Source organism: Flavisolibacter ginsengiterrae DSM 18136 (assembly GCF_059568575.1).
Genome location: NZ_JCANTR010000003.1, coordinates 16,386 through 29,865 on the forward strand (window position 1 = coordinate 16,386; position 13,480 = coordinate 29,865).

Genomic DNA, 13,480 nt, shown 5'->3' on the forward strand with positions numbered 1-13,480 from the left:
TATGTAGCATTGAATTTTCTATTGTTGTTAATAACTGGCAGGTACTCATTTGCCAACCGGTTAAAATCTTTTCTATAACTTCCCCATCCAATTCTATTAATCAACAGACCATCTGTATTCTACATGGGAGATTTTCAAATTAAGGTACAGCCAAAAAATTATGATGTAATTATTGTTGGATCAGGAGCGGGAGGAGGTATGGCCGCTTATATGCTTGCCAATGCTGGGCTGAGTGTGGCATTGCTTGAGGCCGGGCCCAATTATGATCCTGCCAAAAATGTTACCCAGTTAAAATGGTCCTATGAATCGCCCAGGAGAGGTGCCAGTACTAAGTTTCGTCCTTTTGGTGATTTTGACGCTTCGTATTGGGGTTGGGAAATAGATGGAGAACCATATACTAAAGCAGAGGGAACTGAGTGGGACTGGTGGCGATCGCGCATGCTGGGAGGAAGAACCAATCACTGGGGTCGTATCTCGCTTCGGTTTGGACCCAAAGATTTTAAGCGGAAAAGCATTGATGGATTGGGCGATGACTGGCCTATTGGTTATAATGATGTCAAACCTTATTACGACAGGGTTGATAAACTGATCGGGGTATTTGGTACCAATGAAGGGCTGGAGAATGATCCTGATGGAATATTTCTACCACCTCCAAAGCCCCGCCTGCACGAATTATTTATAAAGAATGCAGCCACACAGGCAGGTGTGCGGGTGATTCCTTCAAGGCTTTCCATATTGACAAAGAAATTAAATGATCAGCGTGGATCCTGTTTCTTTTGTGGACAGTGTAACAGGGGCTGCCAGATCTATGCCGATTTCTCATCATCTTCTGTTTTGGTAAAGCCTGCCCTGGCCACCGGCAAAGTTGACCTGTATGCTAATGCCATGGCCCGGGAGGTATTGACCAACAATGAAGGCCTGGCTACAGGCGTTTCTTATATAAGCAAGGAAGATGGCAATGAATACCAGGTGAAGGGTAAAACAGTAATACTGGCGGCCAGTGCCTGTGAATCAGCCAGGCTTTTACTGAATTCCAAATCACCAAGACATCCAAACGGGCTGGCCAATTCCAGCTCCGTGGTTGGCAAATACCTGCACGATTCCACAGGTGCAGCCATAGGTGGTGTGCTTCCTAAATTGTTCGACCGCAAACGTTATAATGAAGATGGTGTTGGTGGCCTGCACGTTTATTCTCCATGGTGGCTGGATAATAAAAAACTCGATTTCCCACGGGGCTACCATATCGAATACTGGGGAGGTATGGGCATGCCGGCTTATGGATTTAGCTGGGGCATAGAAAACCTCAATGGTAAATACCTGGTGAAAGGACAACAGAAAGAGTCGGGAGGTTATGGCAAGTCCTTGAAAGAAGATTACAGGTTCTTCTATGGAGCCGGTGTGGGTATGGCAGGCAGAGGTGAGGCCATTGCCAGGGAAGATAATTATTGTGAAATTGACCCTTCAGTTGTTGATAAATACGGCATACCTGTTTTACGTTTTAATGTAAAATGGAGTGACCATGAAATAAAGCAGGCGAAGCATATGAAGGAGACTTTTAAAGAGATCATGCACAATATGGGAGCTGTAGTAACCTGGGGTGGAGATGATGATGAGAAGAATAATTATGGACTGGAAGTTCCCGGCAAGATCATTCACGAAGCAGGCACTGTGCGCATGGGTAATGACCCCAGGCGTTCTGCCTTGAATAGCTATAACCAGGCGCACGATTGTAAAAACCTGTTCGTGGTTGATGGCGGTGCTTTTGTTTCACAGGCTGATAAAAATATCACCTGGACCATCCTGGCACTTTCCATGAGGGCCTCGGAATACCTGGTGAATGAAATGAAAAAACAAAATATTTAATTGATCAATCGCTCTGTATTTAAATTGAAACTGCAATGGATAGAAGAGAATCCTTAAAGCTCATTGCCTGGAGCACCGTCTCCACCAGCCTGATTGTAGATGCATGTAAGACCAAGGACAAGGTGGTAGAAAAAGCGCCAGTAAAAGAGGCTGCCGCATCTACGGTAGACAGGATGGCGGAAGAAAAAGCGGAATACGAAAAGCTAACGTCGTATCAATTTTTCAATGCGCATGAATTGGCCACTATAGCAGTCCTGGCAGACATTATCATTCCTGCTGATGAAGTTTCAGGAAGTGCCACAGAAGCAAAGGTTCCCGACTTTATAGAATTCATGGTGAAAGATAAACCCGAATTCCAGACACCCATGCGTGGAGGGTTAAGATGGCTCGATGTACAGATGGCCAAACAATACAACAAGCCTTTTAAGGATTGCAGCCCACAGCAACAGATAGCTATGGTTGATGCTATTGCCTATCCTGCAAAGGCAAAACCGGATATGAAACAGGGCGTTAGCTTTTTTAACCTGATGCGCAATTTGACAGCCTCTGGTTTTTATACTTCCGAAATGGGTATTAAGGATGTTGGATATGCAGGCAATAAGCCCAATCAGTGGAATGGAGTGCCCGATGAAGTATTGAAACAGTACCAGCTTTCCTACTCAGATAAAGAGCTGCAAGAATGTGTCAGCTTTAATAAATAGAAACAAGTAATATAAATAGTATGAAACAACTCGTTCTTTCATTGGTGGGCCTTGCTGCTTTTGTAAGCTCCGTTAATGCACAACAAAAGCCAAAACCTGAAGACACCGAGGTATGGAAGCCTGTGCCCGCAGTGGTAACTCCGGGCAAAGCCAATACTGATGCCCCTTCCGATGCTGTCATCCTTTTCAATGGAAAAGATCTGTCTCAATGGGTCTCTACTTCCGATTCAACAAAACCCGCCGGGTGGCTGGTGCAAAAAGGTGTGATCACCGTTAACAAGAAAGCGGGAGATATACAGACGAAGGCCTCATTTACCGATTACCAGTTGCACCTGGAATGGAAGGTGCCTAAAAACATCACCGGTAAAGGACAGGCCCGTGGCAATAGCGGTGTATTCCTGGCTGCCCTGCCGGAGGGTGGATATGAGTTGCAGATCATGGATTCCTACCATAATGAAACCTATGTAAATGGACAGGCTGGAAGCCTGTACAAACAGCATCCACCCCTTGTTAATCCTATACGTCCCCCGGGTGAATGGCAGTTCTATGATGTCATCTGGACCGCTCCTACATTCAATGACGATGGTTCTATAAAAACGCCGGGTCGTGTGACGGCTTTATTTAATGGTGTACTGGTACAGAACAATGCTGAATTATGGGGAACTACTGAATATATTGGTAAGCCTACATATAAAGCACATGGCCCTTTGCCTATTCGCCTGCAAGCACATGGCGATCCCAGTGAACCTATCAGTTTCAGAAATATCTGGCTTCGTAAATTATAACATTAAAACCTGTCTAACGGTAAAGCAAAAGCGATCTGTATGGATTGCTTTTTGCTTTTGATCCCCTGGTAAGTCATAATGCATTCACCTTTATCTTTTCTATTTATATTAGAACCATAATTCCAACGCTATGTTCAAAAAGCTGATTTTATTTGGTTTGATCCATACCATTCTGTTACTGCATATTAATGCCCAACAGCCAGGGCCATTTTTCACTGATATGAAATACCGGATGATAGGGCCCCACCGGGGTGGAAGAACAGTGGGAGCAGTGGGCATACCTTCCCAGCCTAACGTATTTTATATAGGTGTTAATAATGGTGGTGTATGGAAGACAACTGATTATGGCCGGACATGGATACCAATTTTTGATGATCAGCCTACCGGTTCTATTGGTGATATTGCGATTTCACCTTCCAATCCGGATGTAATATATGTGGGTTCAGGTGAAGGATTGCAACGACCTGATCTTTCTGTTGGCAATGGAATCTATAAATCAACCGATGGAGGCCATAGTTGGATCAATACAGGGCTTAAAGAAGGACAACAGGTAGGTGGACTGGCCATTGACCCAACAAATGAAAATCGTGTATTTGCCGCGGTTCTGGGGCATCCATATGGCTCCAATAAAGAACGGGGTGTTTATAGAACCACTAATGGTGGCAAAACCTGGGAGCAGGTGCTGTATAAAGACGAGAATACGGGCGCCATACAAGTTACTATTGACCCGGTAAATCCAAATATCGTGTATGCTGATCTTTGGGCCGGCAGGCAGGGACCCTGGGAGAATGGCGCATGGGATGGACCTGAAAGCGGTTTGTTCAAATCTACTGATGGCGGAACCACATGGAAAAAATTAACTAAGGGATTGCCTGCTACCTCTGTTGGATTGGGCCGTATTGGGTTTACCATTGCGCCAAGTGATCCCAATCGTTTATACGCCACCGTTGATGCGGCGCAGGCCAGCGGCATTTACAGGAGTAATGATGCAGGAGAAAGCTGGGAAAAGATACAACTTGACCCGAGGCTTTGGGGAAGAGGTAGTGATTTTGCTGAGATCAAAGTGGATCCCAAAAATAAAGACATTGTTTACTGCGCTAATGTAATGACATGGAAGTCGGTGGATGCCGGTGCACACTGGTCAGCCTACAGGGGGGCACCCGGAGGCGATGATTACCACCGCATCTGGATCAATCCTAATAATACGGACATACTGCTTATTGCCAGCGACCAGGGCGCCATCATTACTGTCAACGGAGGACAAACTTTTTCATCCTGGTACAACCAGCCAACAGCCCAGTTCTACCATGTTAGCACTGATAATGATTTCCCTTATAATGTGTATGGCGCGCAGCAGGAAAGTGGTTCTGTGGGCATAGCTTCGCGTGGCAATGATGGCCAGATCACATTCAGGGAATGGCACCCGGTAGGTGTAGAAGAATATGGTTATGTAGCACCCGACCCACTTAATTCAAATATTATCTATGGAGGAAAGATCAGCCGCTATGATAAAAAGACAGGCCAGGTGCAAAACATTGCACCCGAAGCCTTACGTTCCGGTAAATACCGTTTCCTGAGAACTGCCCCTGTTGTATTTTCACCTGTAGATAACAAGACCCTGTTCTTTGCAGGTAATGTATTATTTAAAACCAGGGATGGTGGACATTCCTGGAAGGAGATCAGCCCTGATCTGACCCGGGAAAGTTGGGAGATACCGGCAAGCGTAGGTATTTACGCTACTGAATCTTTACAAAAAATGCCACGCCGTGGCGTGATCTATACTGTTGCTCCTTCATCAAAGGATAGTAATACTATCTGGTGCGGTACAGATGACGGTTTAATACAGGTAACCAGGAACGGTGGTAAGACATGGAAAAATGTTACGCCGCCTGCCATTACATCCTGGAGCAAGGTATCGCTGGTGGAAGCCAGTCATTTTGATGTGAATACGGCTTATGCTGCTGTCAACAGGATACGCCTCGATGATTTGCACCCCCATATCTATAAAACCACTGATGGCGGTTCCAGTTGGACTGAAATAATAAATGGCCTTCCTGCCGACCCAATCAATGCGGTCAGGGAAGATCCAAATACAAAAGGTTTATTGTTTGCCGGCTCTGAGACTGCTGTTCATGTTTCTTTTGATGATGGTACCCATTGGCAATCTTTACGATTGAACATGCCTGCCACTTCTATCAGGGACCTTGTTATCAAGGACAATGATCTCGTCATTGGCACTCATGGCAGAAGTTTCTGGATACTTGATGATATTGAGCCCTTGCGCCAGCAGTCAATTAAAAGAACAGCAGGAACATTTTTATACAGGCCGGCACCGGCATACAGGGTACGCTGGAATATGAATACCGATACACCGTTACCACAGGAGGAACCAGCTGGTCAAAATCCTCCTGATGGCGCAATTATAGATTATTTACTTGACCAGGATGCAAAAGGCGAAGTAGTGCTACAGGTGCTGGATAAAAACAATAATCCAGTGCGTACGTACAGCAGCAGGGATACTATGTACAGTATACCTCCCAATAATGTTCCGCCTTACTGGATCAGGCCACAGGAAATCCTTTCAGGCAAAGCAGGGTATCACAGGTTTGTCTGGGATCTGCATTACCAGCCCTTGCCGCAGGCACCATCATTCCCTATAGCAGCCATTTATCAAAATACAGCGCCAGAACCCAATGCTCCATTTGTTATGCCGGGAACCTATATTATTAAGTTTGTAACAGCTGGTAAAACATACACACAGCCTCTTGTGATCAAAATGGATCCAAGGGTCAAGATAACTGCACGTGACCTGGAGTTGCAGTATAAGCTTTCATTGCAGTTGTACCAGTTAAGAAAACAGGTGTTACAGGCAATGACAGATAAAAATGAACTGGAAAACAATTTGAAGGCAGGGACAGCTAATGCAGGTCAAATGCCGGCCTTACTGGAAAAGCTGGTACAGTTTGACAAGCCAGCCAATGGAAGAGAAAAAAACCTCTCACAGTTGGACAATGCACTGGGCAGTCTTGTCAACCTGTTGCAGGATGCTGATAGCGCGCCGACCTTACAGGCTATCACTGCCAGTGATGCGTTGCAAGCGGAAACGAAAAAGAAGTTAGCAGAATGGAATAAATTAAGATCAGCGATTCAGCAGGTACAGAAATGATCCTGCTGCCTGCTGAACCTTCCCGATGATTTTTTTAATAGATACTCTTCAATTTTTTAAACTCTAAAGATTGTAGTCTCAAATTACCTGGTGATTGTAGCCTTATCCTTGAGTAGATATTACCCGGAAAATAAATGGCAGTCATTACGCTGGTGCCACCGTCCGCAAACATTTCTATGGAAGCGTTGTCAATGACCAGTGTCATATCCATGTCTTTCTTGCCGGAAAGCCTGGGAGCTGTATGCCTGGCTGCAAATCCTTTTTCAAATTCTACCTTGCCTGAGGCAGTGCGGTCAATGAAATAGGTATTTGATTGCTGGTCAAAACCAACGATTACCTTTTGACCTATCTCGTTGGATAATTCAATAGAGAGATCTCCTATTTGAGCTGCTTTCAATTGTATTATGGATGGTCCATTGACCAGGCCTGTTTTCCCTGTCAGGTCAAAATTCCCGGCTTCAATATTATTCAACACAACAGGTTTTTCAGCCAATACATTCAATTCTGGAACAGGGTTGGAGGTAATGTAATAGCTTTCACCGATCTTTTGAATGCCCAGGTCGCGGGGCACGGTCATGGCGCTGCGCCATCTTAGGGTAGGCACCACCGTTGCATACTGCCAGTTACTCATCCAGCCCAGGAATATTTTCCGCTTGCCGGTATTTGACCAGGTTACACCTGCATATTCATCAGGTCCATAATCCAGCCATTTGGTTTCAGTGGAAAATGGTTTGAATGCTTTTCCATCAAAATCACCAAGGAAATATTGCGTGGCCGATCCACCGTTAGGCCCACCGGGATTCAGGTTTACGATGAGGGCCCAAATGTTCTGGCCATTATAATTGAGTTGAAAAAGATCAGGGCATTCCCATACGCCGCCATGTGCACCTACTTCTTTTCCGAATTCACTTTCCTTTTTCCATTGCTTCAGATCGGGCGAAGAATAAAATGTGATCCTGTCCAGTGTAGCCAGGGTCATGATCCATTCATTGCCTGGTTCATACCACATGACCTTTGGATCACGAAAATCCTTAATGCCCGGGTTTTTCAAAACAGGGTTGCCGGCATACTTTATCCATGTTTTGCCTTCATCAACGCTATAGGCAAGGCTTTGATTTTGATAATCATTCCTGCCGGAACTTTCTCCTTTAGGGTCGTGGTGGGTAAATATGGCAACCATGGCTGTTTTGCCATGCTTACCTAATCCTGAAGTATTTTTCTCATCTATTACAGCACTTCCTGAAAATATATATCCCAGGCTATCAGGATACAGCGCAATAGGCTGGTGCTCCCAATGCACAAGGTCCCTGCTGGTGGCATGTCCCCAATGCATAGGTCCCCATACTGTGCTATCGGGATAGTACTGGTAAAAAAGATGGTAGGTGCCATTATGATAAACCATGCCATTGGGGTCATTCATCCATTTTTCTTTGGGCGTAAAATGAACCAGGGGCCTGTGCAGATCATCGGCAGGAGCAAATTGGGATAATGAATTGCGGACCGTGGTACAGGAAATGATCAGCGTTAAAAATATAAGGTATTTACATTGGTTCATATAGCCATTGGTCATTTGATTAAAGTAATAATTACACCATTCAATAAATGATACAAAGCTTACGCTTTTACCAGTTTCTTTTCCAGGTCCTCCAGTGATACCCCCTTGGTTTCCGGGACCTTGGTAAATACCCATACCAGTTGCAATAACATCATAAAAGCAAAGAAGGCAAAAATGGGCCAGGGATTATCCTTGAAAATGCCATTGTCCTTATCCAGGAATACAGGCGTGATCAATGTGATCAATGCTGCAAATACCCAGTGAATACTGGCGCCAAAAGATTGACCAACCGCACGGACCTTATTGGGAAATATCTCGGAGATAAATACCCAGATCACAGCTCCCTGCCCGATGGCATGCGCTGCAATGAAAAGAAGCAGGAAAGCCATTAATACCGGTGCACTTGCGTGCGAATAAAAACACCACGCTACCATGCCCAGGCTAAGGATATAGCCAAAGGAGCCTATGGCCAATAATGTTTTTCTTCCCAGCCTGTCTATCAGGTATAAACCTACGAAAGTGAAAATAAGATTGGTGCCACCAATAGCTATGGAATTAAAAAGGGATTCCTTAGCGGCCAGGCCAGCTCTTTCCAGTATCTCCGGCGCATAGTACAGAATAAAATTGATACCGGAAACCTGGTTGAAAAAAGCCACCATAAATGCCAGCCAAAGAATGCTTTTGTATTTGGAGCTGAACAGCTTGGAGCTATGTCCTGCAGACGTTTCATGTTGATAGCTTTTTACAATAGATGCCGTTTCAGCATCAGGATCGGCGATCCCTAAATTGGATAGGATCTTCTTTGCCTTGCCTGTATCGTTTTTATTGGTGATCAGCCACCTGGGGCTTTCAGGTACACCTATCACTAAAGAAGAATAGATTAAAGAAGGTACTGCCAATGCACCCAGCATATACCTCCAGTCATTGGCGCCGCCAACGCCCTGTAAAAAATAATTGGACAGGAAGGCTACCAGGATACCAAACACAATGTTGAATTGATACAGCGCTACCAGCTTGCCCCTGTTTGCCGGTGTAGAGATCTCGGAGATATAGGTTGGGGCAGCCACAGAGGATACGCCAATACCAAGGCCACCAATAAAACGAAAGAAAGAAAATAGATAGGGATCTGGAGCCAGGGCTGTACCCAACGCAGAGGCACTAAAAAGAATACCTATCCAGACCAGCACTTTTTTCCGCCCCCATTTTTGTGTAGGTATGCCTCCGAAGATGGCTCCAACCACGGTGCCCCATAGTGCCATGGACATAATGAAGAATCCATGGAAAAGGGGCGAAGTGTGCCACAACTGTTTTATGGGCAGGTTGGCTCCCGAAATAACCACAGTATCAAAACCAAATATAAAACCCGCCAGGGCAGCTGTGAGCGATATGCGCAGCACATAGGCTGAGGTGTTCATTGGCTTTTGTCCACGTATAGCTGTTTCTACGGTTTTATTTGCTTCTATATACATACAGGTAATATTAAAAGGCGATGAATGGTAGAAGGTTTGTTTTTGGTTTTGGTCATTGTAGACAAGAATCGTAAAAGAAGGTCCGTTGAAATCGCATAGCTAGCTATTCAGTCCTTAAGTTATTAAAATCATCCCAATCTATCGTAAAAAAGAAACTAAGGGTTTGAATTATAATTTCTTAGCTCTTTGTTGTGTAAAAAGATAAACGATGATATGTGAAATTGTTCAACGAAATCCCGGTAAGTTGAAATAGTTGGTTGCTTGCAAATATCAAAAATCCTTTTTATGTTAGCAGCGGCTTATTGCTTAAGCCAGCCGACCGTATCCATTTCCTATAGCTTGATTGATCCATAATTTTTAAGGCCGGTAACCTTATATTCTCCCTGCCAGGGATGATCCAATCCATTTTCCTGTAACTACCAATCAACCGATCCATTTTCTTCTGGAAACCCTGATCAATGTATCCTTTGCAAGGCCGGTAACCCTATTTTCTAAATTAAACCGTCACCGGAATGAAAACTTTTCTACTCAAGCCACTATGCGTGGTTGCCTCACTGCTATTTGCTTCCTTCACTTATTCGCAAACCATTACTGTCAGCAAGTGTAATATGAATGGCTGGCATGCGTTGAAAAACAATGGTACCAATGATGCCTTCCTTGACCTGGATCCTAATTCGGCACCAGGTGCTCCCGGAAGCGGTCGATTGAAAGTTGGCAAAAATGGCGATACCTATGCCAGCTTTACCACTGGTAACAATTACAAACAAACACTTTTAAGTTCCATTACTGAATTGAAGTATTCCACGTTTGTGCAGCATAATGGTGGAAAGAACCTGGCACCATTTATCAGCATTGACGTTGATACTGATGGAGATGCTGCAGCAGAAGACACATGGATATTTGAACCTGCATCACAATCCACACCAGTAGTACTAAATACCTGGCAAACCTGGAATGCACTGTCAGGTAAATGGTATTCTGCCAAAGGATTATTAAGATCAGGTCCGGGTGCTAAAACCACTACTTTAGCAGCGCTGATCCAGGCAAAGCCTTCTGCACGTATGCTGAATGCGCACACCCTTAAATTCATGGCAGGTACTAAAAAGAATACCTGGGAAGACTTTGATGGTAACATTGACAATGTCATAATCGGTGTCAGTAACCAGAGCACTACCTTCGACCTGGTTTGCAACAACAGTGGTGTTCCTTCAATTGTTTGTCCTGCTGCTATAACAGCAAATACCCAGGGCTTTTGCGGGGCTAATTTAACTGTAACAGCGCCAACAGCTTCAGATGCTTGCGGTAATCCTATTACGGCTATTACAAGCCTACGCAGCGATGGGGCTCCGTTAACTGCTTCTTATACTAAAGGTGAAACCACTGTTACCTGGACAGCTACAGATGGTTCTGGTGCCACTATTAGCTGTACCCAAACCATAACCGTGGTAGATAATGAAGTTCCGGTTATAACCTGCCCGGCATTAGTTACTAACGAAAGAAATACAGACCCTGGCGTTTGTTCTTATACCATCGCAGGTACAGAAATGGACGCGCAGGCATCAGATAATTGCGGTGCTACGCTCACGTATGAATTGACAGGTGCCACAACAGGCAGCGGAGGCTCCACGCTTGCAGGTGTAGTGCTGAATAAAGGAACCACTACGATCACCTGGACGGCAACGGACGGTACAAATGCGCCAGTCACCTGTCATTTTGATATAACGGTTATAGACAACCAGCCTCCTTTATTTTCTGAAATATCCGCTACACCCAATATTTTATGGTCTCCCAACCACAAGATGGTGGATGTGTACCTGGATTATACGGTTACAGATAATTGCGGGGGTTTAATTGTCCCTGAGATATTTATGATCAGCAGTGATGAAGATGAAAATGGATTAGGCGATGGCAACACAGAGGCTGACTGGGAAGTGGTAGATGCCTATCATGTGCGTTTGCGTGCGGAACGTTCAGGCCTGGGCGATGGTAGGGTTTATACCATTAAGATCAGGGCACAGGATGATGGTGGCCTGGCAGCTTATGGTACAGTAACCGTATCAGTGCCGCATGACCATTCTTCGCCTGCACAGGAAACAAATCTGGAGGTGGTATATGCACCCAATCCTAGCAGCAATTCCTTTATCCTTAGTGTAAACAGTACCAATACTACCGACAAAGTTTCGATCACTGTTTCCAATTCAGCAGGCAATGTTGTGTACAGGAACACCAATTTTGCTGCCGGAGAAACGATCAATTTTGGATCATCCTTTCCCAAGGGCACTTATTATGGGGAAATAAAGCAGGCGGGAAAAACCAAACACGTGACCTTATTAAAACTTTGATTCGTTTAGGTTAACTATAGGTCTCCCTTAAAGATGGCAGCAATGCCATCTTTTTTTATTAGTGTTAGTATGGGCCTCTGGCTTACCATTAAAGTTGATCCACAGGCAGTCTTTAACCACTTCATCATTCGACATTTCTTTGTTCTCCTGTTCGATATTCCCTTCCTCCTCAATAATCCTCCTGATCTCATAAATCTTAGTTCTCTCTCTAACCCGTTGCTAACCAGTACTAAAACCCTTCATGACACATATATACCTAAGGTATAGCTACGCCCTACCAACCGCATAGTAAAAGTATGGATACTCCGTGCTTACACGGAGTATCCATACCGTTGGTAGGGAGTAAGTATGGCTTAGTTAGAGGTTAGCTATCAAGCTTTTATATAAGCCCATGGCTATTGTTAGGAGAAAACAGGCCTTAAACCCTTGGCTAAATGGAGAATATTTTTAATATTTATAGTTCAAACTGACCCTATGGCAAAGCAAACCAGTTCTATCATAGCAGTGGGAACTGTTGATAAACTGAACTTTTATAAAGAAAAAGGTGAATACCGTGCAAGAGCAAAAACAGGCGTGGATACTGAACGTTATCTCAACGATGCTGCCTTTGCCAATTCAAGGGCCAGTTCGGGGCGCTTTGGATGGAGCAGTATCTTAAATTCATTGGTATACCGTTATGTAATGCCTGGCTGCAAGAGTGGCACGCTCTCCAGTCTTTGCATGAAGAAAAGTTTTGCTCTTGTAAATGAAGGTATAGGTGATGAAGAGGTACTGCGCAGGCTTCATAGCTTTTTAGACTCGCTGCATTGCCTGGCGATCTGTGCGGAAGATTTTGAACAGTGCATACCCGCCTTGCTGAGGGAGGCTGAGGTCAGGGAACAAGACAAGCAGGCCAGGCGCAAAAAGAAGAAAAATGAAAAGATCACCTTCATCATCAGTGAGCCACCCACAGAGGAGGATAAGGAATTGTTTATGAATGATTCGGATGATTTTGACTGGCAGGTGGTGTTTGCAGGAGAGTTTCCGAAGGACTACGAGATACCCATGTGTTTTGCCGGACGTATAGTTGATGAATTCCGGGGACTTAGAACAGTGTTGCGACCCAGGGAGAAGATAAAGGAAGAATGGGTGCCGATTTAATAGTCAAATTAGTAAAGTTACCTTGGTATGCAACTATCAGCCCGCGGAATTGCATGAAATCCGAATATCGTATTTAACTAAGCTGCAACTAATATTACATCTGACATTTATGATTCCACATTATATGCAATGCTGCAGACGATGATCATTTAAAATTCTATTAAACAGTATAACTTTAGCCAGGCTGATAGTTCTAAACTACCACAAAACCGTAAAGCCTTTCGTGTATACTCAATCTATGAGGAAGTTGCTTTCAATAATTAGTTTGATAATATTGTTCGGTTTTGGTTCATACAGTTATGAGTGTTACTTAACAGGACACTAGTCAAACCAGCCAATTCAATTTATTTAAGTGTTAAAAAGATTGATGTATTTGTGACAGGTGATGACAAGCTACTTGGAAGGACAAAGACAGACAAGGAGGGCAACTTTAAGTTGTTCTTCCTGGTTGATAGAGAA

The 13,480-nt window shown here is 44.3% G+C and carries 8 protein-coding genes; 6 read left to right on the plus strand and 2 right to left on the minus strand.

Features of this window, described 5'->3' with window-relative positions; all coding sequences use genetic code 11:
- Positions 1-123 precede the first annotated feature (123 nt).
- The 4 genes from BP74_RS03915 (at position 124) to BP74_RS03930 (ending at position 6,515) form a co-directional block, all read left to right on the plus strand.
- The gene (locus tag BP74_RS03915; RefSeq protein ID WP_496371272.1) at positions 124-1,863 is read left to right on the plus strand and encodes a GMC family oxidoreductase; all 1,740 of its coding nucleotides are present in this window, start codon (positions 124-126) and stop codon (positions 1,861-1,863) included.
- 35 nt (positions 1,864-1,898) lie between these two features.
- Entirely contained in the window at positions 1,899-2,564 is a 666-nt protein-coding gene (locus BP74_RS03920; RefSeq protein ID WP_496371274.1) for a gluconate 2-dehydrogenase subunit 3 family protein, read from the plus strand.
- A 20-nt stretch (positions 2,565-2,584) separates the two neighbouring features.
- Positions 2,585-3,349 (plus strand): 3-keto-disaccharide hydrolase, encoded by a 765-nt coding sequence (locus BP74_RS03925; protein ID WP_496371276.1) that lies wholly within the window; start codon positions 2,585-2,587, stop codon positions 3,347-3,349.
- A gap of 130 nt (positions 3,350-3,479) precedes the next feature.
- On the plus strand, positions 3,480-6,515 hold the full coding sequence (locus BP74_RS03930; protein ID WP_496371278.1) for a WD40/YVTN/BNR-like repeat-containing protein: 3,036 nt from the start codon (positions 3,480-3,482) through the stop codon (positions 6,513-6,515).
- A gap of 34 nt (positions 6,516-6,549) precedes the next feature.
- Here BP74_RS03930 and BP74_RS03935 read toward each other — a convergent pair whose 3' ends face one another.
- Together BP74_RS03935 and BP74_RS03940 are read right to left on the minus strand one after the other, a co-directional pair.
- Complete coding sequence (locus tag BP74_RS03935; RefSeq protein ID WP_496371280.1) at positions 6,550-8,205, minus strand: glycoside hydrolase family 32 protein; 1,656 nt, start codon at positions 8,203-8,205, stop codon at positions 6,550-6,552.
- A complete protein-coding gene (locus tag BP74_RS03940) occupies positions 8,130-9,539 on the minus strand; it encodes a sugar porter family MFS transporter (RefSeq protein ID WP_496371282.1) in 1,410 nt (469 codons plus the stop codon). The genes BP74_RS03935 and BP74_RS03940 overlap by 76 nt, the downstream gene beginning before the upstream one ends.
- A 512-nt stretch (positions 9,540-10,051) precedes the next feature.
- Here BP74_RS03940 and BP74_RS03945 point away from each other — a divergent pair.
- Positions 10,052-11,881: an HYR domain-containing protein gene (locus BP74_RS03945; RefSeq protein WP_496371284.1), complete on the plus strand. Its 1,830-nt coding sequence runs from the start codon at positions 10,052-10,054 to the stop codon at positions 11,879-11,881.
- Between the two features lie 474 nt (positions 11,882-12,355).
- Entirely contained in the window at positions 12,356-13,021 is a 666-nt protein-coding gene (locus BP74_RS03950) for a hypothetical protein (RefSeq protein WP_496371286.1), read from the plus strand.
- Positions 13,022-13,480 lie beyond the last annotated feature (459 nt).